The 20,959-nt window shown below is 71.9% G+C and carries 18 protein-coding genes; 11 read left to right on the forward strand and 7 right to left on the reverse strand.

Features of this window, described 5'->3' with window-relative positions; all coding sequences use genetic code 11:
• Positions 1–88: 88 nt before the first annotated feature.
• From AC6EUL_RS03390 to AC6EUL_RS03400, 3 genes are all read left to right on the forward strand, one after another.
• Positions 89–2,239: a methyl-accepting chemotaxis protein gene (locus AC6EUL_RS03390; protein WP_499868840.1), complete on the forward strand. Its 2,151-nt coding sequence runs from the start codon at positions 89–91 to the stop codon at positions 2,237–2,239.
• A gap of 145 nt (positions 2,240–2,384) precedes the next feature.
• Positions 2,385–3,281 carry a prolipoprotein diacylglyceryl transferase gene (gene lgt / locus AC6EUL_RS03395; RefSeq protein WP_499868903.1) on the forward strand — a complete coding sequence of 299 codons (897 nt, stop codon included), beginning with the start codon at positions 2,385–2,387 and terminating at the stop codon, positions 3,279–3,281.
• Positions 3,278–4,360: a class I SAM-dependent methyltransferase gene (locus tag AC6EUL_RS03400; RefSeq protein ID WP_499868842.1), complete on the forward strand. Its 1,083-nt coding sequence runs from the start codon at positions 3,278–3,280 to the stop codon at positions 4,358–4,360. Before lgt ends, AC6EUL_RS03400 begins: the two co-directional genes overlap by 4 nt.
• 115 nt (positions 4,361–4,475) lie before the next feature.
• On the opposite strand, the gene AC6EUL_RS03405 is transcribed toward AC6EUL_RS03400, so the two are convergent.
• Both AC6EUL_RS03405 and AC6EUL_RS03410 read right to left on the reverse strand, forming a co-directional pair.
• Entirely contained in the window at positions 4,476–4,727 is a 252-nt protein-coding gene (locus AC6EUL_RS03405; protein WP_082487694.1) for a hypothetical protein, read from the reverse strand.
• Between the two features lie 6 nt (positions 4,728–4,733).
• On the reverse strand, positions 4,734–5,396 hold the full coding sequence (locus AC6EUL_RS03410) for a GNAT family N-acetyltransferase (RefSeq protein WP_499868845.1): 663 nt from the start codon (positions 5,394–5,396) through the stop codon (positions 4,734–4,736).
• A gap of 265 nt (positions 5,397–5,661) precedes the next feature.
• Here AC6EUL_RS03410 and AC6EUL_RS03415 point away from each other — a divergent pair, with 265 nt between their 5' ends.
• The 4 genes from AC6EUL_RS03415 to rimM all read left to right on the forward strand — a co-directional run bounded on the left by AC6EUL_RS03415 (position 5,662) and on the right by rimM (position 8,651).
• Complete coding sequence (locus tag AC6EUL_RS03415) at positions 5,662–5,886, forward strand: hypothetical protein (protein ID WP_056210880.1); 225 nt, start codon at positions 5,662–5,664, stop codon at positions 5,884–5,886.
• 38 nt (positions 5,887–5,924) lie between these two features.
• On the forward strand, positions 5,925–7,487 hold the full coding sequence (ffh, locus tag AC6EUL_RS03420; RefSeq protein ID WP_056210878.1) for a signal recognition particle protein: 1,563 nt from the start codon (positions 5,925–5,927) through the stop codon (positions 7,485–7,487).
• A gap of 104 nt (positions 7,488–7,591) precedes the next feature.
• A complete protein-coding gene (gene rpsP / locus AC6EUL_RS03425; RefSeq protein ID WP_055957770.1) occupies positions 7,592–7,954 on the forward strand; it encodes a 30S ribosomal protein S16 in 363 nt (120 codons plus the stop codon).
• 10 nt (positions 7,955–7,964) lie between these two features.
• The gene (gene rimM / locus AC6EUL_RS03430; RefSeq protein WP_499868848.1) at positions 7,965–8,651 is read left to right on the forward strand and encodes a ribosome maturation factor RimM; all 687 of its coding nucleotides are present in this window, start codon (positions 7,965–7,967) and stop codon (positions 8,649–8,651) included.
• A gap of 118 nt (positions 8,652–8,769) precedes the next feature.
• Here rimM and AC6EUL_RS03435 read toward each other — a convergent pair whose 3' ends face one another.
• The 3 genes from AC6EUL_RS03435 to AC6EUL_RS03445 all read right to left on the reverse strand — a co-directional run bounded on the left by AC6EUL_RS03435 (position 8,770) and on the right by AC6EUL_RS03445 (position 13,577).
• A complete protein-coding gene (locus AC6EUL_RS03435) occupies positions 8,770–10,317 on the reverse strand; it encodes a sensor domain-containing diguanylate cyclase (RefSeq protein WP_499868850.1) in 1,548 nt (515 codons plus the stop codon).
• A 458-nt stretch (positions 10,318–10,775) separates the two neighbouring features.
• Complete coding sequence (locus AC6EUL_RS03440) at positions 10,776–12,467, reverse strand: methyl-accepting chemotaxis protein (RefSeq protein ID WP_499868852.1); 1,692 nt, start codon at positions 12,465–12,467, stop codon at positions 10,776–10,778.
• A 207-nt stretch (positions 12,468–12,674) separates the two neighbouring features.
• Positions 12,675–13,577, reverse strand: a complete 903-nt coding sequence (locus AC6EUL_RS03445; protein ID WP_056353587.1) for a LysR family transcriptional regulator — start codon at positions 13,575–13,577, stop codon at positions 12,675–12,677.
• A gap of 125 nt (positions 13,578–13,702) precedes the next feature.
• On the opposite strand from AC6EUL_RS03445, the gene AC6EUL_RS03450 reads away from it, so the two are divergent.
• The 3 genes from AC6EUL_RS03450 (at position 13,703) to AC6EUL_RS03460 (ending at position 15,939) form a co-directional block, all read left to right on the forward strand.
• Entirely contained in the window at positions 13,703–14,104 is a 402-nt protein-coding gene (locus tag AC6EUL_RS03450; protein ID WP_499868854.1) for a DoxX family protein, read from the forward strand.
• A 67-nt stretch (positions 14,105–14,171) separates the two neighbouring features.
• Entirely contained in the window at positions 14,172–15,206 is a 1,035-nt protein-coding gene (locus tag AC6EUL_RS03455) for an Atu2307/SP_0267 family LLM class monooxygenase (protein ID WP_499868856.1), read from the forward strand.
• Between the two features lie 211 nt (positions 15,207–15,417).
• Entirely contained in the window at positions 15,418–15,939 is a 522-nt protein-coding gene (locus AC6EUL_RS03460; protein WP_499868858.1) for a hypothetical protein, read from the forward strand.
• A 20-nt stretch (positions 15,940–15,959) separates the two neighbouring features.
• Here the strand turns inward: AC6EUL_RS03460 and AC6EUL_RS03465 are convergent, their stop codons facing one another.
• Positions 15,960–16,772 carry a methyltransferase domain-containing protein gene (locus AC6EUL_RS03465; RefSeq protein ID WP_499868859.1) on the reverse strand — a complete coding sequence of 271 codons (813 nt, stop codon included), beginning with the start codon at positions 16,770–16,772 and terminating at the stop codon, positions 15,960–15,962.
• A gap of 71 nt (positions 16,773–16,843) precedes the next feature.
• On the opposite strand from AC6EUL_RS03465, the gene trmD reads away from it, so the two are divergent.
• Positions 16,844–17,545, forward strand: coding sequence for a tRNA (guanosine(37)-N1)-methyltransferase TrmD (gene trmD, locus AC6EUL_RS03470; RefSeq protein WP_499868861.1), 702 nt, complete (start codon positions 16,844–16,846; stop codon positions 17,543–17,545).
• A 157-nt stretch (positions 17,546–17,702) separates the two neighbouring features.
• On the opposite strand, the gene AC6EUL_RS03475 is transcribed toward trmD, so the two are convergent.
• Positions 17,703–20,858 carry an autotransporter domain-containing protein gene (locus AC6EUL_RS03475; RefSeq protein WP_499868863.1) on the reverse strand — a complete coding sequence of 1,052 codons (3,156 nt, stop codon included), beginning with the start codon at positions 20,856–20,858 and terminating at the stop codon, positions 17,703–17,705.
• Between the last annotated feature and the right edge of the window lie 101 nt (positions 20,859–20,959).

The raw sequence follows: 20,959 nt of genomic DNA on the forward strand, positions 1-20,959 counted from the left end.
ATACGCTGCCAGATTGTCCCGAACGAAAGTTTTAATTCAACATTTCTCCGTAGCAACGACGTCCGCACTTCCTCTTCGGGCGTATCCCATGGCACGTTTGACCAGCCTCAACTTTCGTCTGCCCGCGATCACCGTCGGTCTGGCCCTCGTCAGCGCCACGGTGATGGGCGGGCTGAGCTGGTACAGCGCCCGCTCCGGCCTGGTCGACGCGGCCCGGGAGCGCCTCCAGTTCGCCGCCTCGGCCCGGAAGGCGGGGATAGAGCTGATTGCCGAACGGATCGGCGGAGACCTCGTCACGGTGGCGGGCAATCCGCAGGTCGGCGGCAACTTCGGTGATCTGGCCGAAGCTCTCGACCCCGCCAAGCCCGACTTCGCCGGGCTCGTCCGGACCTATACGGGTGGCGCGAACCTCGAGGCGCGCCTCGGGGCGGAGGCTTCGGGCACGATGTACGGGCGCCGCCACGCCAAGGTGCAGGAGGTCGCCCGCAAGCTCCTCGAGCGCCCGGGCTACGCCGATCTCGTCTTCGTGTCGGAGGACGGGCGCGTCGTCTACACCACCACCAAGGGCGCCGATTTCGGCCAGGCCCTGTCCGAGCCCGCGCTGGCCTCGACCGGCCTCGCCCGCCTGGTGGCGCGCCTGAAGAGCGCCGATTCCGACGCGACGCTGTACGAGGACTACGCCGCCTATCCGGCGGAGGCCGTCCCGTCGGCCTTCATCGGCCGGGCCATCGCCCGCCGCGCCAACGTCGCCATGGGCACCGGCCAGGAGGCCGCGCGCATCGGCTTCGTCCTCCTGCGCCTGACTCCCGCCCTGTTCGATCGCACCCTCTCGGACCGCGCCGGCCTCGGCGAGACCGGCCAGATCCTGGCGGTGGGCGCCGACGGCGCCCTGCGGTCCAACCCGCCCCTGTCCCCGGCCGTCACGGCCGGCAAGCCCGCGACCGACCTCGGCCTCGACAAAGCGGAGCTCGCCAGCGAGCACCCCTTCACCTACGCCAACGGCAGCGACCGTCGGATGGTGGCGACCGCCAAGGTCTCGGTGCTCGGAGCCCCCTGGACGATCCTGGCCGAGCAGGCCGAGGAGGAGACCCTCACGGCGGTGGGCACCCTCACCCGGGCCCTGGCGGTCACGGCCCTCGCTGTCCTCGCCGCCACGGCGATCCTCGGCCTCCTCTTCGCCCGCACCATCGTGGGTCCCCTCGGCGCGCTGACCCGGGCCCTGCAGGCGCTGGCCCGGCGCGAATCCCTGGCCGAGGTGCCGGGCAGCCGGCGTGCCGACGAGATCGGCGACATCGCCCGGGCCGTCGTCACCATCCGCGACATCTCCCTGGAGGAGGCCGCGCAGCAGCTGAAGACCACCGAGGCGGCGCGCCTGCGGGAGGAGACCGAGCGGCGGACCCTGCTCCGCGACCTCGCGGACCGCTTCGAGCGCTCCGTGGGCGGCATCGTCGGCACGGTTTCGCAGGCCTCCGGCGACCTGCAGGGCGCCGCCACCGGCATGACCGAGGCGGTGGCCGGCACGGCCCGGCGCTCGACTTCCGTGGCGGCCACCGCGCAGGAGACCGCGGGCAACGTCAACGCCGTGGCGGTGGCGGCCGAGGAGCTCGGCGCCACGGTCGGCGAGATCGGCCGCCAGGTCGAACAGGCCGCGACCATGTCGGCCCAGGCCGTGGAAGAGGCCGGCCGCACCGCCGCCACCATGCAGACCCTGTCCGAGGCCGCGACCCGGATCGGCGACGTGGTCGGCCTCGTCTCGCAGATCGCCAGCCAGACCAACCTGCTGGCCCTGAACGCCACCATCGAGGCGGCGCGGGCCGGCGAGGCAGGCCGCGGCTTCGCCGTCGTCGCCGCGGAGGTGAAGAACCTCGCCGAGCAGACCAGCCGCGCCACCACGGAGATCGCCGAGCAGGTCGATGCCATCCGCTCGGCCACCACCGGCGCCACCGGGGCGATCCGCAGCATCGTCACGCGGATCGAGGGCATGAGCTTCGTCACCAGCAGCATCGCCGCCGCGGTGGAGGAGCAGGGCGTGACGACCCAGGAGATCGTCCGCAACATGGGCCAGGCCTCCTCGGGCACCGGTGCCATGAGCCAGGACATCGAGGCGGTGGCCCGCTCGGCCGCCGAGGCCGGCGCGACGGCGGACCAGGTGCAGCGCGCCTCCGCGGACCTCTCGCGGCAGTCCGAGCAGCTGCGCACGGAAGTGGCGAGCTTCCTCGCCACCGTCCGGGCCGCCTGATCGCGGCGGCCGGCGGCGGACCGCCGGGAGGTGATCGGGGAGGCTTAATTACAGGGCGGGCGGCGGGGCCGGCCATGTCCGTGGCGGGGTTGACCCCCGGGCGGGCTCGGGCCCAATGCCCCGGCTCAACCGGGACACCGCCTCGATGCCGCCGCTCTTCGCCCTGCCCTTCCCCGCCATCGATCCGGTGGCGGTGGCGATCGGGCCGATCACCATCAAGTGGTACGCCCTCGCCTACATCGTCGGCCTGCTGGGCGGCTGGTACTATGCCCGCCGGCTGGTGGCGGCGGACCGCTACTGGGGCGTGGTGCGCCGCCCGAGCCTGAACGACATCGACGACCTCATCGTCTGGGTGGCGCTGGGCGTCGTGCTGGGCGGCCGCATCGGCTACGTGCTGTTCTACAACCTGCCGCTCTACATCGCCGACCCCATCGAGATCCTGGCCATCCGCAACGGCGGCATGTCGTTCCACGGCGGCTTCCTCGGCGCCGTGCTGGCCATGGTGCTGTTCGCCCGCTCCCGGAAGCTTCAGGCCCTCACCCTCCTCGACCTCGCCGCCGTCGTGGTGCCGATCGGGCTGTTCTTCGGGCGGATCGCCAACTTCGTGAACGGCGAGCTCTGGGGCCGCATCGCCCCGGACTTTCCCTACGCCATCGTGTTTCCCACCGGCGGCCCCCTGCCCCGACACCCGAGCCAGCTCTACGAGGCGGCCACTGAGGGCGCTCTCCTGTTCGTTGTGATGATGATCGCGGTGCGGGCCCGCGGCTTCCGCAGGCCCGGCCTCATGGGCGGCATCTTCGTCCTCGGCTACGCCGTCGCGCGCACGTTCTGCGAGTTCTTCCGCGAGCCCGACCGCCAGCTCGGCTACCTGTTCGGCACCGAGACCTGGTCCACCGGCGGCATCACCATGGGCATGGTGCTCTGCGTGCCGATGGCGCTCGTCGGCCTCGCCGCCATCGTCCTGGCCCTGCGCGGCACCACCCGCCCGCGCGTGGCGATCGAGGACGGGGCGGCGTCGCTCGCGAAGGTCGATCCGGCGTGACGAGCCCGCTCTTCGCCGCGATCCGCGACGAGATCCTGGCCTCGGGTCCGATCGGACTCGACCGCTACATGACCCTCTGCCTCGGACATCCGGTGCATGGCTACTACCGCACCCGCGACCCCCTCGGGGCGCGGGGCGATTTCGTCACCGCCCCCGAGATCAGCCAGATGTTCGGCGAGCTGATCGGGATCTGGATCGCGGCGACCTGGGAGGCGATGGGCGCTCCCCCCGACCTCGCCCTGGTGGAGCTCGGCCCCGGTCGCGGTACCCTGATGCAGGACGCCCTGCGGGCGCTGTCCCGCGCCGCGCCGGCCCTGCGCCCGGCCCTGCACCTCGTGGAGACGAGCCCGGTGCTCCGGGGCGAGCAGAAATCCCGCCTGTCGAGGGCGGCCCCGACCTGGCACGAATCCCTCGACACCGTTCCGCACGGCCCGAGCCTCGTCGTCGCCAACGAGTTCTTCGACGCCCTCCCCGTCCGCCAGTTCCAGCGGGCCGAGCGCGGCTGGTTCGAGCGCCTCGTCGGCCTCTCGCCGGACGGCAGCGCCCTCGCCTTCGGCCTGGCGGCGGAGCCCGACACGCGCATCGCCGCGAGCGGCCCCACCGGCGTCCTGATGACCCTGCCGAGCGCCGCCCTGGACGCCGTGCGCGGCCTCGCCCGCCGAGTGGTCGCCCACCGGGGCGCCGTCCTCCTGGTGGATTACGGCCACGTCCGGCCGGGCTTCGGCGATTCGCTCCAGGCCGTGCGCGGCCACGCCTTCGTTCCGCCCCTGGCCGCCCCCGGCGAGGCCGACCTGACCACCCACGTGGATTTCAGCGCCCTCGGCCGGGCCTCCACCGGCGAAGGGGCGATCCTGCACGGCCCCGTGGACCAGCGCGACTTCCTTCTGGCGCTGGGCCTGCGCGAGCGCGCCGAGGGGCTGGGCCGGACCGCGAGCGAGGCGCAGCGCGAGGCCATCACGGCGGCGGCGACCCGCCTGACCGATCCGTCCCGGCGCGGCATGGGCAGCCTGTTCAAGGCGATGGCGTTCTCGGATGCGACGCTCGCGGCGCTGCCGGGGCTTCCGCCGGCGGGGCGCTGATCGGACAGGTCGGCGGGCGCGATTCAATGCGCCCGGCGGGCGAACCACAGGGTTCCGAGACCGAGCGCCAGGGCGCCGAGTGGGAACAGCAGCAGGGTCAGGGTGTGGGCGTCCATTACCGGAGTTCCCGCAGAAAACCTCTTGCCGCCCAATGTAGGGCTCCGCTGACGCAGATGCAAAGCAGCGACAGCACTGGCGTCAGCCAGGGCCTGTCCGGTGCCGCCGCCCCTGCGCCGCGCTGGGAAAAGAGTGGTGCCAAACCACCAACCGCGAGAACGGCGATGGCCACGCCATTCACGTAGGTGGCCGTCAGCTTCGCGCGTTCATTTGCGATCAATTGCGTCCTGGAATCGTGCGGCTCGCCCATGGCGTCTCAGCAAGGTTGGTTCAGGTTGGCGTCGCAATACGCGGGTTGGCGACATGCGTCGTGAGGGAGTGATCCGCCGACACCGAGCTCGTGGCTTTTGCCAGCCTGGACAGATCGCGCCAGCCATACGCCACCTCTGCCAGGGCCACGTCGCCGCTCGGGTCGATCGCTTCCCCCACGATCTCCCCACCCAGCCGCTCGTAGAACGCGCGCGCCGACGTTCTCGCGCAGCACCCAGACGCTCGCGGTGGACAAGCCGCGATCCATCAGGGCCGCCCCCATCCGCCGCATCAGGCGACGGCCCAATATTCGGCGCTGATGAGCCTGCCGTAGATAGAGCGCGCTGATCTCGCCATCAAATCCGGCCGTCCGCAGCGTGGCGTCCCGCTGGCTGCCACAGGACGCGGGGCCGACGAGACCGCCGCCCTCCTCGGCTACAAGGACGGCGACCACCCCCCGCGCCGCAGGAGCGTCGAGGATCGTTTGCCATCGTGCGACCCGCGCCGCGACGGAGAGGTCCGCCAGCAGGGTCTCGGGCAACAGCCCGGCATAAGCTTCGTGCCAGGATGCGACATGCAGATGCCCCATGGCCGAAGCGTCGTCCGGGGCGGCGTCACGGATCTGAACGGAACGCCCGAGGCCTCCTGGCGAATCGACGCTTCGCCGCATTTTCGCACGCGACTGAAAGGAAGCGATCCCTTCCTTCGATCCGACAGAGGTCAACGAAGGAATGGCGCGGCACCCGCAAAACTTGACTTGGGCCCGCCGTCGGACTAACCGCCTCCCTATTCATTCGACGGTCTGATCGTCACCACGAACGCCGACCGGCCCTGCGAGGCCGGAGGTCAACGCCCGACAGCGCGATGCGCCCTCGGGCGGGTTTCGCGTTGGGGACAGGGCGTCGGCCCCGGCCACACCGTCGTCGCGAGTCCCGATGCCCAACGCTGCCGCGAACACGACCCTGCGCATCGAGGATGCGGTGAACGACACCTGCCCGTGGTCGGGCAAGCCGATCGCGGCCGATTCGCTCACCCTCTACAACGGCGCGGTGGTGGGCTTCTGCGACCCGGGCTGCCGGGACAAGTTCGCCCAGGCGATCCGCGGCTTCGAGGACGCGCTCCAGGCGCGCCGGGCCGAGAGCGCGGGCGTCAACCAGTGACCGGTCCGACGACGATGCCGGTCCAGGGAGCCTGACGCATGTTCGAAGGCCTGTCCGATCGCCTCTCCGGAATCCTCTCCGGCCTCACGCGCCGCGGCGCCCTCACCGAGGCCGACGTCACCGCCGCCCTGCGCGAGGTCCGGCGCGCCCTGCTGGAGGCCGACGTCGCCCTCGAGGTGGTGCGCGGCTTCACCGAGAAGGTACGCGAGAAGGCCGTCGGCGCCGTCGTCCTCAAGTCGGTCACCCCCGGCCAGATGGTCGTCAAGATCGTCAACGACGAACTCGTGGCGATGCTGGGCTCGGAAGCCGGCATCATCGATCTCAACGCCCCGGCCCCCGTCGCCATCCTGATGGTCGGCCTGCAGGGCTCGGGCAAGACCACCACCACCGCCAAGATCGCCCGCCGGCTGGTCGCCCGCGACAAGCGCCGGGTGCTGCTGGCCTCCCTCGACACCCGCCGCCCGGCCGCCATGGAGCAGCTCGCGATCCTGGCCAAGCAGGTCGAAGTCGAGAGCCTGCCGATCGTCGCCGGCCAGTCGGCGGTTCAGATCGCCCGGCGCGCCATGGACGCGGCCCGCCTCGGCGGCTTCGACGTGGTCATGCTCGACACCGCCGGCCGCATCACCCTCGACGAGGCGCTGATGGCGGAGGCGGCCGAGGTCAAGGCCGCCACCAACCCGCACGAGGTGCTCCTCGTCGCCGACGCCCTCACCGGCCAGGACGCGGTCAACACCGCCCGCGCCTTCGACGAGCGTCTCGGCGTCACCGGCATCGTGCTGACCCGCATGGACGGCGATTCCCGCGGCGGCGCGGCCCTGTCGATGCGCGCCGTCACCGGCAAGCCGATCAAGCTCGTCGGCACCGGTGAGAAGGTCGATGCCCTGGAGGAGTTCCACCCCTCCCGCGTCGCCAACCGCATCCTCGGCATGGGCGACATCGTCTCCCTCGTCGAGAAGGCGGCCGAGACCATCGACCACGAGCAGGCGCTCCGCACCGCGGAGAAGATGCGCAAGGGCAAGTTCGACCTCGACGACCTGTCGATGCAGCTCGCCCAGATGGAGAAGATGGGCGGCATCGGCGGCCTGATGGGCATGCTTCCCGGCATGGGCCAGATGAAGAAGCAGGTCGAGAACGCCAACCTCGACGAGAAGATGTTCAAGCGCCAGCGGGCCATCATCTCGTCGATGACCGCCCAGGAGCGGAAGAATCCCGACATCCTCAAGAATTCCCGCAAGAAGCGCATCGCGGCGGGCTCGGGGACGAAGGTGGAGGAGCTCAACAAGCTCCTCAAGATGCACCGGACCATGGCCGACATGATGAAGGCGATGGGCTCGGGCAAGCGCGGCATCGGCCAGGCCCTCGGCTCGATGTTCGGCATGGGGGGTGGTGGAATGCCGGGCGGCATGCCCGGCCTGCCCCCCGGCATGCCGGAGCCGACGCCGGAAATGATCGCCGACATGCAGAAGCAGCTCGGCGGCAAGCTCCCCCCGATGCCTCCGGGCCTCGGGGGCAAGATGCCGGGCCTGCCCGGGCTCGGGGGTCCCAAGGGCCCCGGCGGCCTGCCGGGTCTCGGCGGATTCCCCTTCGGGAAGAAGAAGTAGCGACGGGGGCGTAGCGCATAGCGAGTCGGGTTCGCGCCCACGAACTCGCCATTCGCTACGCGCGCCTCGCCCTCACACGACACACTGACCTTTGGAGTCAAACCATGTCCCTCAAGATCCGTCTCACCCGTGGCGGCGCCAAGAAGCGCCCGTACTACCGCATCGTCGTCGCCGACGCCCGCGCCCCCCGCGACGGCCGCTTCATCGACAAGGTTGGCGTCTACGACCCGATGAAGGCCAAGGACGATCCGGCCCGCATCGTGCTCGAGGCCGACAAGATCCAGGCCTGGCTCGCCAAGGGCGCCCAGCCGACCGATCGCGTCCTGCGCTTCCTCGACGCCGCCGGCCTCGCCAAGCGCCCCGCGCGCAACAACCCGCAGAAGGCCGAGCCGGGCGAGAAGGCCAAGGAGCGCGCCGCCAAGCGTGCCGAGAAGGCCGCCGCCCCGGCCGAAGACGCCGCGGCCTGAGGTCCCCCGCATGGCCCGTCGTCCCGGAGGCACATCGACCCACGGTGACGGCGGGCGCCGTGCGCGGCCCGGCCGCATCGGCAGCGCGGCGGCCACCTCGGCCCACCGGCCGCGGCCCGAGACCGACGCGCCCCTGCCGCCCACCGACCCGAGCCTCGTCCAGATGGGCGAGTTCGGGCGGGCGCACGGGCTCAACGGCGAGGTCCGGCTGAAATCCTACACCGGCGACCCGCAGGCGATCGCGTCCTACGGGCCGCTGATCGGCGCCGACGGCCGCCGCGTCGAACTCACGGACGTCCGGCAGGCCGGCGGCGCCTCCCCCGACCTGCTGGTCGTGCGGGTGAAGGGCGTCGGCGACCGCACCGGCGCGGAAGGCCTCAACCGCCTCGCCCTGTACCTGCCGCGCGAGCGTCTCGGCACCGTGTCGGACGCGGACGAATTCTTCACCGCCGACCTCGTCGGCCTCGCGGTGGTCGACACGCAGGGCACGGTCCTGGGCACCGTCGCGGACGTGCCGAACTACGGCGGCGGCGATCTCCTGGAGATCAAGCCGGCCCTGGGCGGTGCCACCGCCCTCCTGCCCTTCACCAAAATCTTCGTGCCCGAGCTCGACATCGCCGGCGGCCGCGTCGTGGTCGATCCGCCGGAGGACCTGTTCGCCCCGGCCCAGCCGCGCCCCCCGGACGAGCCCGCCTGAGGGGAAGGCGGCCGCGCGATCGCGCCGACGCCGCCGATTGCCGAAATCCCTCTTCCCCGGACGGGAAAGAGTCCTCCGCCTGCGATCTCCGCACCCGGCCGCGCGACGCACCCGGCTCTCAGGCGGCGTCGGCCTGCGCGCCCGGTGCCCCCTCGCCCGGTGCGCACGCGCTCCGCGGCGGACCGATGCAGGTCCGGTTGCGACCACTCCCCTTCGCGGCGTAGAGCGCCGCGTCGGCGACGCGGTAGAGCTCTCTGGCCCCTCTCGCCCCTGCGCGGACCGACGCGGTGCTGGCCAGGCCGATGCTCACCGTCAGGGCGCCCGCCGGGATGCCGGCGGCGGGAAGCCCGAGGCGGCGGACTTCGGCATGGACGGCGTCGGCCACCCGCTGGGCGCCCGCCCCGTCCGTTCCGGCGAGCAGCATCACGAACTCCTCGCCGCCCACCCGGCAGACGAGATCGCCCGGGTGGCGCGCACTCGCCAGGAGGCAGCGCGCCAATCCCTGCAGGACCTCGTCCCCGACGGCGTGTCCGTGGCGGTCGTTCACGGCCTTGAAGTGATCGGCGTCGATGACCAGCAGGGAGAACGGCGCGCCGCCGGAGCGACCCGACCGTTCGACATCCGCCAGGGCCTCCTCGAAGCGGCGCCGGTTCGGCAGGCCGGTCAGCGGATCGGTGAGGGAGAGGCGCGCCAGTTCCACCTGCATCCGTCCCCTGTGCCGGAGCTCGCGCCCGAAGAGCAGCGAAAGGCCGGCGCAGAGCCCGCACAGGATCGACACGATGCTGCCGATCACCAGCGCCTTGGCGCGCCACTCGGCATCGATCTCGTCGGGCGCCAGGGTCACGGCGAGGATCAGGGGGAGGTCGCCGATCCGCGTGAAGGTGTGGTGGCGCGGCTCGCTGCTGCGGACGGCGCTGCCGAGGAAGCTGCCGCTGCCCTCCCGCACGAAGCGCTGAAAGGACGGCGAGGCCGCGACGCTGTCCCCGATCGCGCCTTCGAAGAAGGGGTGCCGCATGATGCGCCGCCCGTCGCGGGCGTAGAGGTTGATCGCGCCCTTGGCGCCGAGGGCGAGATTGGCGAACAGGCGGCTGAAATAGGTGAGCTTCAGGGAGGCCTGGACCACGCCGCCGAAGCTGCCGTCCGGCTTGTTGATCCGGCGACTGAGCACGATGATGGGGACGCCGAGCATCCGCGAGGTCATGGGCTCGCTGATGAACAGGCCGAGGTCGGGCCGGTCGCGATGGGCGCGGAAATAGCTGCGGTCGGCGTTGTTCAGGGGCCGGGCCGGGACCGCGTTCGCGTCGTAGACGGTGTCGCCGTTCTCGTCGACCACGAGGAAGACCCCCATGTCCCGTGCCGTGACGGCCCGGTCGAAGAGGATCAGCTGGCGCAGGGCCGGACTCACGGCCGAGAAGCCCGGCGCCGCGAGATTGTCGACGGCGCCGCGCAGGGAGAGGTCGACGATCTCGACGTTGCGCGCGATGTCGCGTTCGATGACCTGAAGCAGGTTGCGGGACGTCTGCGCGGCCTTGTCCCAGGCATCGTTGCGCAGATCGACCAGCATCAGGCCGGACACCACGAGGAGGCCGAGAGGCGCCAGGACGCCGAGTCCGATCCAGGCTCGCGCCGCGCTCAGGCGGCTCGTGAGATCCGGCAGCATCCGCATCGGCGACTCCGAAACCTCCGGTTGTGCATTCGAGACTCAGATGCCACGGAAAGTCCTAAGCAGAGCTTGTCGGTCCCCAAGCCGGAAACCGACGCGGTGACGCCGGAGCCCATTTGTCTCAGCAAACCACTTCGGGACGCCGAGGCCGGGAGCCGCCGGGCGGTTCCGCGGCCTGGGGGGCCCGGTGGGGCACCTTTTCGGGTCACATGGCGCGGCGATCCGACCCGCAGGAAGGGCATGACCCCGGCCGAATCAGGCCCCGCCTGGGCTGCCGCATGCCCGCTCCGGTCGAGTCCGACGACACCTGTCACGCGCGGGTCCCCTCTCCAGGACGGAGAGGGACGGGTGGAGTGTGGAACCGCGTCGGATGGGGCATGCCCCTCACCCCGGCCTCCGCCCGCACGGAAGAGGGGCCCTGATCCGACCGAGCCACCCGAGGCCATCCATCGGACGGGGTCTCAGGCGGCGCGGACGCCCGAGAGGAACCGGCTCACCTCGGCGCCGAGGTGCTCGGACTGGCGCGACAGCTCGGAGGCCGAGGCGAGCACCTGCGTGGCCGCCGCACCGGTCTCCTCCGAGGCCCTGGCCACGCCCGAGATGTTGCCGGTGACCTCGCTCGTGCCCTGGGCCGCCTGGGCGACGTTGCGCACGATCTCCTGGGTGGCGGCCCCCTGCTGCTCGACCGCCGCGGCGATGCCGCTCGCCATTCCGTCGATCTCGCGGATCCGGCCGGTGATGCCCCCGATCGCGGAGACCGCCTGGTCGGTGACGCCCTGGATCTCGCCGATCTGGCGCGCGATCTCCTCCGTCGCCCGGGCGGTCTGCCCGGCCAGCTCCTTGACCTCCGTGGCCACCACCGCGAAACCCCGCCCCGCTTCGCCCGCCCGCGCCGCCTCGATGGTGGCGTTCAGCGCCAGCAGGTTGGTCTGCCCGGCGATGTTCGAGATCAGCCCGACCATGTCGCCGATCCGGGCCGAGGTGGTCCGGAGGGCCTGGACGAGCTGGCCCGTCTGATCCGCCTCGCCGACGGCCGCCTGCGCGAGCCCCGCCGAGCCCTGAACCTGCCGGCCGATCTCCTGGACCGAGGAGCCGAGTTCCTCGGCGGCGGCCGCCACGGTGCCGACGTTCGACGCGGCCTCCTCGGCCGCCGCCGCGACCTGGCTGGACTGGGCCGCCGTCTGCTGGGCCGTCGCGGTCATCTGCTGGGCCGTCGCCTGCAACTCCGTCGCCGAGGACGAGACGAGACCGACGATGCCGCCCACGGCGCGCTCGAAGCCGTCCGCAAGCTCGATCATCGTGCGCCTGCGTTCCGTCACCGCGGCCGCGTCGGCGATGCGCCGGATCTCGGCCTGCTCGGCCGCCTTCTGCGCCACCATCGTCTTGATGCCCTCAACCGCGCGGGCGACCGCGCCGACCTCGTCGCCGCGGCGCGCCTCCGGGATCGTCGCCTCAAAGGAGCCCTGCGCCATGCGCTCGAGAACGCCGACCAGGCTGGCCAGCGGCCGGGTGATCCCCAGGATGCCCACGAAGGCGGCGGTCAGGAGGCCGGCGAGCATGCCGAGGGTGCTGAACAGGATCAGGCTGTGGCGGGTGGCATTGGTCTGGGCGGTCAAATCGGCCGAGCCCTTCTCCATTGACGCGGCGATGTCCTCGCCGAGCTGGCTGCCTTCCTGGACCATGAGGGCGAAGGTCGGGTCGATGGCGCGGTGCACCAGAACGATGGCCTCCGCGTTCCGGTTCGCCGTCCCCAGCCGGCGGACCTCGGACACGTCTTGCACGAACCGCTCGACGCGCGCGGTCTGCGCCTCGACGCGGGTGCCGAAGGACGGGGCCTGCAGACGCAGGTCGGCGAGGGCCTGGCGCATCGGCGCGAGCGTGGCCTCGAATCCGTCATTGGCCGCCTTCATCTGGGCGTCGTCGGTTTCCGCGATGACCCGGTAGACCCAGTAATTCATCTCGAAAACGAGCCGGTTCACCCGGCGGGCGGTCGCCGCACCCTTGGCATCCCGTGAGATGAACAGACTATAGGCATCGTCGATCTCCGTCATACGCCCCTGAGCGAACCAGACACAGACGCCGACCATCAGGGCGATGAGCGCTACGATGGCTCCCAGCTTCGGTAAAATCTTGACCCTGGATAAAAACGACATGGGAGCACCCCGAATTTTCCGGCCAAGATCCAGCACGCCGATTAAAGTTTAATGGAGATTGCGGAGGATTTCGTCTTCTGGATGAAAGAAAACCCGTCATTTCGAGAAGCCCGGTGGTGCGGATCGATCCGAGACCGCTCGGAGCCGCGGATCATCCCCGATCCAGCTCGGCGCGAGCGCGGCCGAGGCCCACCTGCCTTCCCCGGATCAGGCGCCCGGGGAGACGTCGCGGAGCTGGCCGATGAGCCAGCGGCCGGCCGGGCCCGGCGGACGCTCCATCGGGTAGACGGCCCACATCGGCAGGAACAGACCGCCCTTCGGCAGGGCGGCGACGTCGAGGCGCACGAGCTGACCATTGGCGAGATCCTCGGCCACCACGTCCAGGGGCATGCCGCCCCAGCCGAGGCCGGAGCGCAGGAAGGCGTGCTTCGATCCGAGGTCGGCGAGCCGCCAAGTGCGCGGCGAGAACACGCCGAATTCCCGCCCCTTGGTCAGGTCGCTGCGGTCGGTCAGAACGAGCTGGACCTGTTCGGCGAGGTCGGCGGTGGCGATCGGGCCGGTCCGGCGGGCGAGCGGGTGAGCGGGCGCCGCGACCATCACGAGTTCGATCTGCCGCAGGGGCTCGCGGGCAAGTTCGGGAGGCAACAGGGGCGTCGCCCCCGCCACCGCGAAGGCGCAGCGTCCGTCGAGGACCGGCGCGATCACCGCCCCCAGGGTCTCGACCTGAATGCGCAGGGGCGTCTCGGGGAAGGCCGGCTGGAAGGCCGCGACCGCCTGCGTCACCACCTGGATCGGAAACAGCACGTCGAGGACGATGCTCACCTCCGGCTCCAGGCCGCCGGCGAGGTCGCGGGCCTGCGCCTTGAAGGTCTCGGCAGCCGCCACCGTGGCGCGCGCATGGGCCAGGAGCACGCGCCCGGCCTCCGTCAGCACCGGGTACCGGCTGGTGCGGTCGAACAGCTTCACCCCCGACTGGGCTTCCAGGTTGGCCAGGGACTGGCTCACCAGGGACTGCGCGCGTCCGAGCTTGCGTCCGGCGGCCGAGAAGCTGCCGGTGTCCACGGCGGCCACGAAGGTGCGGAGCTGATCGAGGGTGAGCGGGTCGAGCATCCATCTGCCTGGGTGATGGGACGCATCGAATGATAGAGGCTTCGCTGAGAGAGGGCCACCACCTAGATCGGGACTCACAGCCGAGCCGCTCCGGCCCCGGCGATCGCAGACCCGGATGATCCCCCATGTCCCTCGCCCTCACCGCCTCTCCCGCTCCCACGCGCGCCCGCACCGTCTCGGCCTGGGCGCTGCAGGGTCTCCTCGCCCTCGTCTTCCTCGCGGCGGGCGGCGCCAAGCTCGCCGGCGCGCCGATGATGGTGCAGGTCTACGACCTCATCGGCGTCGGCCAGTGGTTCCGGATCGTCACCGGCCTCGTGGAAGTCGCCGGTGCCGTGGCCTTGCTGATCCCGGGCTTCGCGGGCCTCGCCGCCCTCTGGCTCGCCGCCACCATGGTGGGCGCCGTGATCGCCCACTTGGTCGTCCTGCCCACGCCCGCCGCCCCGGCCGCCGTGCTCCTCGTCCTGACCGCGACCCTGGCCTGGCTGCGCCGGGACCAGACCCGCTCGGTCCTGGGCCTGCGGCGCTGATCGGCGGAAACCCTTCGCTGCCCGTCGCCCCCGCGTCACGTCGCCCCCGCCCGCGAGAGACCCCACCATGGACATCGGCATCGACAGCTTCGCCGTCACCCTCCCCGATCCGAAGACGGGCCGGACCCTCTCGGCGGCCGAGCGCATGGAACGCCTGCTCGACGAGGTCGAAGCCGCCGACCGCTCCGGCCTCGACGTGTTCGGCATCGGCGAACATCACCGGGCGGAGTTCCTCGACGCCGCCCCCGCCGTCATCCTGGCGGCCGCGGCCGCCCGCACCCGTCGCATCCGCCTGACCAGCGCCGTGACCGTGCTGAGCGCGGCCGATCCGGTGCGGGTCTTCCAGGACTTCGCCACCCTCGACCTGATCGCCCGGGGCCGCGCCGAGATGGTGGTCGGACGGGGCTCCTTCGGCGAGGCCTACCCGCTCTTCGGCTTCGCGGCCGAGGACTACGACGCCCTGTTCGCGGAGAAGCTCGAGCTGCTGCTCGCCCTGCGCGCGCAGACCCACGTCACCTGGCGGGGCCGCTTCCGCCCCCCGCTCACCGGACAGGGCGTCTACCCGCGCCCGTACCAGGAGCGCCTCCCGATCTGGGTCGGCGTGGGCGGGACGCCGGCCTCCTTCGCCCGCGCCGGCACCCTCGGCCTGCCCCTGATGGTGGCGATCATCGGTGGCCGCTTCGAGCGCTTCCGGCCCCTGGTGGAGCTCTACCGCGAGGCCGGCCGCCGGGCCGGGCACGCCCCCGAGACCCTGAAGGTCGGCGTCCACGCCATCGGCTTCGTCGCCGACACCGACCGCGCGGCCCGGGAGGCGTTCTATCCGGGCTGGGCCGCGATGTTCGGCAAGATCGGAGCCGAACGCGGCTGGCCGAGTTCCGGCCTCGAGGAGCAGTTCGCCGCCATGTGCGCGCCCGGCGGATCCTACCTCATCGGTGCCCCGGAGACGGTCGCCGCGAAGGTGCGGACCGCCGACGCCGCCCTCGGCGGCCTGTCCCGCCTCACTTTCCAGATGAGCTCGGCGATGCAGGAGCCGGAGGCCATGCAGCGCTCCATCGCCCTGCTGGGCACCGAGGTGACGCCGCGGCTGACGGCGGCCGCCTGACGCTCCCGCCCCGTCACCGCCCCGCCGAATCGTGAAACCCGGATAACCGGCTGTTAAGCGTCGCGTGGGTAGATTTCCCACGTATCGACGGCCGGGCTTTCCCGGTGCCCCGAACCCCCGTGCGCCCCCCATGAGCACAATCGCCTCCGCGGCCTCCCCGGTTTTCGCCCCGCGGCCGCCACCGCGCCCTCACGGGGCGATGAAGGAGCAGATGGCATCGACCATCTCCAGCGAACTGTCCGCCGGCGCCCTGAGCGGCACGGACGCCACTGCCCTCACCTCGGCCCTCACGGCGATCGACACGGGCCTGTCCGCGTCGTCGAACGGCAAGGCCGCCGGGGGAGCGGCGGCGGCACGCGATCCGGCCTCCCTGACGGACCGGATCGACGGACTGATCGCGGATCAGGTCAGCGCCGGCACCCTCACGGACGATCAGGCGGGCGCGCTGAAATCCCTCTTCGCCAGCGGCGGGCAGAGCACGCGCGCGTCGCAGGCCGACGGTGCGCGCGAGGCGGGCGGCCCGCCCCCCGGTCCGCCGCCGGACGGCGCGGCGTCCGGTTCGGATGACGGCACGACGAACGGCTCCGCCACGCGCGCCTCGGTCAGCGACCTCCTGAGCAGCTTCATCAAGCAACTGCAGAGCGTCCAGGCCACCGGGTCCGCCTACGGCGCCAACGGAACGAACCGCACCAGCAGCGCGTCCTCGGCCCTGGTCCTCGACACCAGCGCCTGAAGGCGGAGTCGCCCACCCGCTCACCGCGCGCGCTTGGACGCCCCATCCTTGGCGCCCCGGGTGGTCTCGTCCCGGCAGGGGCGGATGGAACCCGGATTCGGCCGGTCGGCGGCGGCGGGCGCCGCGAAGATCGCGAGGTAGCCGACGCCGCCCTCCAGCACCGAGAAGCCGGTCTGACGGTATCCGGCAGCCGTCAATTCGCAGGCGAGCAACGCCGGCGGCGTGCCGTGCCGCGAGGGCACGTCGTCGGCGTCGACGATCCCGATCCGGCCGCCCGGCTTCATCATCGGCGCGAGGTTGTGGAGCAGGCCGAAGGGCTGGGCGATCTCGTGGTACATGTGGACCAGCACGGCGGCGTCGAGGGAGGCCGGCGGCAGGCGTGGATCGTGCGGCTCGCCACGCACCACCGTGACGTTGGTGAGCGCGCTCTTGGCGATGCGCCCCTCCAGGCCCGCCAGGTAGCGCGGCGTCACGTCCTCGGCATAGACGTGTCCCTGGGGACCGACCCGCTCGGCCATCCGCACCGTGTAGTAGCCGCTGCCCGCGCCGATATCGGCGACGCTCTGGCCGGCCGCGATGCCCATGAGCCGCATCACCTGCCCGACCTCGTCGACGGAGTCGCGCTGCGCCTCCGAGGCCCAGAGCGGGGCGACGATCTCGGCCACCGGCCGGTCGGGCTTCGGGAAGGCCGCGGCGGGCGTACCCGCCGGGGCCAAGGGCTCAGCCGCCCGGACGGGCCGCAACAGGCCGAACCCCGTCAGGGCCAGCGCCAGGGTGGCGGTCCGGACGAGGGCAACGAGGAGCCGGGGACGGAGCGAGGGGGAAGCGGCCATGCAGGCTTAACCCGCCGCCGCCGGATCGGTGCCACGTTGACCCAGCGCGCCTCCGCGCGCCAGTAAGCACCATGACCGCCAGTCCCTGGAACGCCACCGTCCTCACCCTCTATCCGGAGATGTTTCCGGGGCCGCTCGGGGTGTCCCTGTCCGGGGATGCGCTGGCGCGAGGCACCTGGAGCCTGGAGGCCCGCGATATCCGCGAGCATGGCCTTGGCCGGCACCGGGCGGTGGACGACACCCCCGCCGGGGGCGGCGCCGGCATGGTGCTGCGCTGCGACGTCCTAGCCGCCGCCATCGACGCCGCGGGCACGCCCGACGATCCCCGGCCCCGGCTCCTCATGAGCCCACGGGGCCGGCCTCTCACGCAGGCGCGCGTCCGGTCCTTGAGCGCGGGGCCCGGCGTGCTCGTCGTCTGCGGCCGCTTCGAGGGCGTGGACGAGCGCGTGATCGCCGGGCGTGGCCTCGAGGAGGTCTCCATCGGCGACTACATCCTCTCCGGCGGCGAGATCGCCGCCCTTGTGGTGCTCGACGCCTGCGTGCGCCTCCTGCCCGGCGTGATGGGCAAGCTCGCCTCCGGCGAGGAGGAGAGCTTCGAGACGGGCCATCTCGAGTACCCGCACTACACCCGCCCCCGGGACTGGGAAGGCCGCGCGATCCCGGACGTGCTCACCGGCGGCAACCACGGCGCCATCGCGCGATGGCGCCGGGCCGAGGCCCTGCGCCTGACCCGGGAGCGCCGGCCGGACCTGCTCCGCCGCCCGGAGGGCTGATACGGGCTCCGCTTGATTCAAGCGGGGTCCGTATCGCTCAGCCCGCGCGGCGCTTGAGCGAAGCCGAACTCCGCCATCCCGAAGGGATCAAACGGAGTTCGTATGATGGGTCGGTCCGCAGCCCGACGGGGATCGAGCCGCGTCGGGCCCTGGGGGCTCAGAAGCGCCAGACGAAGTTCCCCTTCACGGCCTGGTCCTGCGCCCGGCTGCCGGTCTGGCCAGTATAGGCCACGCCGAGGCTGGCATTTGGCGCCACCGCGACGTCCAGGCCGAACTCGGCCACGAAGGCGTCCCGGTCGATCGGCACGCCCGCGCTCAGGAAGGCCGGTCCGCCGGCGAAGGTCAGCAGCGCCAAGGGCACCACGTCCCCGAATGCCCGCCGGTAGCCCGCCAGACCCCGCACCGTCACCGGCAGGCCGAGCCCCAGGTCCAGGCTCGCCTGCCCGCGCAGGCCCACCGTCGTGGCGCCGAGGCCGTACTCCCCCGCCGCGCTCGCCAGGGCGGCCGCGCCGCCCGTCTCGGCCAAGGCCTCCCGCCGGATGCCGACATAGGCCGCGCCGACGAACGGCTCGATGGAGGTCGCCGCCGCCGGGAGCCCCGCGCCGGTCCCACGCTCCGTCGACACCGGGGTGGCCGCCATCGACGACCCCAGGGGGATCGTCCAGCCGATCTCACCGAAGCCCTGGACCGTGGAGCCGCCGCCGTGGCCGGCCAGCGTGCTGGACAGCCCGTAGGGCACCGCGCGCCGGCTGCGCGTGTCGGTGTCGGCGTAGATCGCGCCCAGCCGCAGGGACAGCGGACCGACCGCGTAGCCGCCGTAGACGCCGCCGAACCCGCCCTTCAGCGCGGCGCTCTCCGCGCTTCGGGTGACACCGGCCCCTCCCGCGCTGTCCAGGTAGGCCTCGGTGTAGCCGCCGACCACGCCGAGGCGCAGCCCGCCCGGCAGCTGCAGGTCCGCGCCGGTGGCGAAGCCGGCGATCTGCCGGTCGACATCGTAGGCGTTTCCGCCGCCCCGGGCGCTGCCGAAGGCCCCGAAGGCCTGGCCCCAGAGCCCGAACACCTGCGGGTCGAGCATGCGCATCGGCAGGATGGCCACGGCGGGCGGACGGCCCGGAAGATCCGCCGTGTAGGCGGCCGGGAGACGTCCGTAATTCAGGCCGGTGCCGAGGCCACCCCAGCGCAGGCGGTCGAGGACCGCCTCGCGCACGAAGAACGCGGTCTCGTAGGCGGTGGAGACGGTGCTGGCGTGGAGGCCGCCGGCCAGCGCCCGGAAGCCGCCCGCCGCCTCCGGGGCGGTGAACCCCACGGCGGCGTCGTAGATCCGGCCGGTCCCGGATGCCTGGATGGCGTCGGCGACCGCGATGCCGTTGCGGGAGGTGGCGCTCGCGGCGAACGGCACGTCGTTGCGGGTGAGGGTCAGGTCGACGTCGGACGCGCCGTAGCGCAGGCTCGGGGTCAGGAAGGCCAAGTTGGCGGTGACGCCGTCGAACCGGCCCGAGACGCCGCCGCCGGCGGTGAGGATCGTGTAGGTGGTGCGCGGGGTGTAGGCCCCGGTGGCGGCCAGGACCTGAACGGTGCCGCCCGAGAGTGTCGCCGGACCGCCGGCCGCGATCCGGTCCGCCTGTCCGGCGGCGCTGGCCTCGACCTGGTAGGTGGAGCCGGCTGCGAAGGCGACGCTTCCGGCGACGGACAGCGTTCCGATGGAACGGCCGGGCGCGACGGTGCTCCCCGATTGCGCCGTCAGGCTCCCGAGCGTCCCCGTGCCGCCGAGGCTCGCACCGGCGCCCACCGTGACGGGCGCGTTCGCGAACGATCCGTCGATCGCGAGGCCGCCCTGCAGCACCGAGACGGGGCCGGACAGGGTGCCGCCTCCGGTCAGGGTCAAGCGACCGGCATTGATCTTGGTCAGGCGGCCCGTGCCGTCGATGGCGTTGGCCATGGTGGCATCCGCGGCCTGATCGAGGATGACGACGGCGTTGTCGGTGATCGTCCCCGAACCGAATGCCCGGGCCTGGCCGACGAGGGTGCCGCCGAGGACGGTGGTCCCGCCCGCATAGCTGTTGGTGCCGCTCAGCACGAGGGTGCCGGTGCCGTCCTTGGTGAGTGAGCCGGAACCGCCGATATCATTGGCCCAGGTGTCGTATTGCGCGAATCCGCCCTTGGCCGCATCCATGACGACCCGGACCGGGCCGTTGAAGGCACCGTATCCGTCGGCCGCCGCGAACAGGTTCAGCCGGGCCCAGCCGCTGCCGTCGTCGAGGGGCTGGCCCGAGGCGATCTCGGTCGTCGCGAGCACGTCGCGGCGCTGCGGGGCGGTGAGATAGGGGAACCGGGTGGCCAGGAGGACCTCCGCGCCCTGCGGGACGACGGGGGCGAGGTCGGTGGGGCCGACGGGACTCAGGCCGTAGGTCAGCGTGCTTTCGTAGAGCGCCTTGTTGCGTGCCTTGTCGCCGTACGCGTTCGGGCCCTGCGCGGCGCATTCCCCGACCCCGACGCCGCATCGCGACCGGATGTAGCTGTGCAGCGCCTGGGCGGACTGGGTCACGGTGGCGGCGAAATCCTCGCCGGGCTGCAGGTAGCCGGACGTGTTGTTCAGCAGCTTCGTGGTTTCCTCGAGGGCGAGGATCCGGCCGCCGATGATGTCGAGGGCATAGTGCACGCCGAGCACCAGGCGGCTGTTCCCGAAGTCCGCCGCTTTCGCCAGGGACCGCTGATAGAGTTCCGGCACCATCACCGCGTAGAGGAGACCGTTGGTATTGCCGGCGGTCGAGTGTCCGCTGGGAAAGGCCGCGGAATTGCTGCTCTGCACCAGGCCGTAGCGCGGGTCGAGCTTGACCTCGCTGCTGACCTGGAACGGCCGCGGATTGCCCTGGGAATTTGGGACCCCCGGCTGCGTCAGGCCGAAGACGGTGCCGTAGGTGTTGATCGCGCCGAAATACAGCTTGAGCGCGCCGCTGTCCCCGCCGACGCGGCCGTTGGCGGTCTTCGAGATGAAGTCGAGCGCATTGCCGATCGGGGTCGGGCTGCCGCTCGGCACCGCCTGGAGGAAGGCGGCGGCCTTCGTGCCGAAGAAGCCCAGTTCATAATTGCCGGCGTCGAACACCGCTTGGTCGAACCGCGCCGGGCCGGATCCGCGATTGAATTCGATCGTGCGCTGCAGGCTTTCGAGATAGGTCGCCCGCGGCAGGCTCAAGAAGCCGCCCAGCACCTGGGCCCCATCCCTCTGGGGCAACGTGGTCAGACTCTGCGCCTGGGCAGGACTGAAGGAAGCGGCCAGCACGAGCGCGGACACGCCGGACATGCGAATGAGCATCGTCGTCTCTTTCCAGGATCGGGTTTATTCAGTTTCTGGACGAGATCGCCGCGGATTGATCTCGCTTTATTGATTTGAACGAAAAATAAACGCAAATCGAT

It is taken from the genome of Methylobacterium sp. 001424705 (assembly GCF_059816145.1).

Bases quoted from the DNA above. Each gene is read 5' to 3' on its own strand.
- AC6EUL_RS03460 (WP_499868858.1), top strand. From the start codon at position 15,418: ATGGCATCGACCATCTCCAGCGAACTGTCCGCCGGCGCCCTGAGCGGC.
- AC6EUL_RS03410 (WP_499868845.1), bottom strand. From the start codon at position 5,396: ATGCGGCGAAGCGTCGATTCGCCAGGAGGCCTCGGGCGTTCCGTTCAG.
- rimM (WP_499868848.1), top strand. From the start codon at position 7,965: ATGGCCCGTCGTCCCGGAGGCACATCGACCCACGGTGACGGCGGGCGC.
- AC6EUL_RS03435 (WP_499868850.1), bottom strand. From the start codon at position 10,317: ATGCGGATGCTGCCGGATCTCACGAGCCGCCTGAGCGCGGCGCGAGCC.
- AC6EUL_RS03450 (WP_499868854.1), top strand. From the start codon at position 13,703: ATGTCCCTCGCCCTCACCGCCTCTCCCGCTCCCACGCGCGCCCGCACC.
- AC6EUL_RS03390 (WP_499868840.1), top strand. From the start codon at position 89: ATGGCACGTTTGACCAGCCTCAACTTTCGTCTGCCCGCGATCACCGTC.
- lgt (WP_499868903.1), top strand. From the start codon at position 2,385: ATGCCGCCGCTCTTCGCCCTGCCCTTCCCCGCCATCGATCCGGTGGCG.
- rpsP (WP_055957770.1), top strand. From the start codon at position 7,592: ATGTCCCTCAAGATCCGTCTCACCCGTGGCGGCGCCAAGAAGCGCCCG.
- AC6EUL_RS03405 (WP_082487694.1), bottom strand. From the start codon at position 4,727: ATGGGCGAGCCGCACGATTCCAGGACGCAATTGATCGCAAATGAACGC.
- AC6EUL_RS03415 (WP_056210880.1), top strand. From the start codon at position 5,662: ATGCCCAACGCTGCCGCGAACACGACCCTGCGCATCGAGGATGCGGTG.
- trmD (WP_499868861.1), top strand. From the start codon at position 16,844: ATGACCGCCAGTCCCTGGAACGCCACCGTCCTCACCCTCTATCCGGAG.
- AC6EUL_RS03455 (WP_499868856.1), top strand. From the start codon at position 14,172: ATGGACATCGGCATCGACAGCTTCGCCGTCACCCTCCCCGATCCGAAG.
- AC6EUL_RS03445 (WP_056353587.1), bottom strand. From the start codon at position 13,577: ATGCTCGACCCGCTCACCCTCGATCAGCTCCGCACCTTCGTGGCCGCC.
- ffh (WP_056210878.1), top strand. From the start codon at position 5,925: ATGTTCGAAGGCCTGTCCGATCGCCTCTCCGGAATCCTCTCCGGCCTC.
- AC6EUL_RS03440 (WP_499868852.1), bottom strand. From the start codon at position 12,467: ATGTCGTTTTTATCCAGGGTCAAGATTTTACCGAAGCTGGGAGCCATC.
- AC6EUL_RS03465 (WP_499868859.1), bottom strand. From the start codon at position 16,772: ATGGCCGCTTCCCCCTCGCTCCGTCCCCGGCTCCTCGTTGCCCTCGTC.
- AC6EUL_RS03475 (WP_499868863.1), bottom strand. From the start codon at position 20,858: ATGCTCATTCGCATGTCCGGCGTGTCCGCGCTCGTGCTGGCCGCTTCC.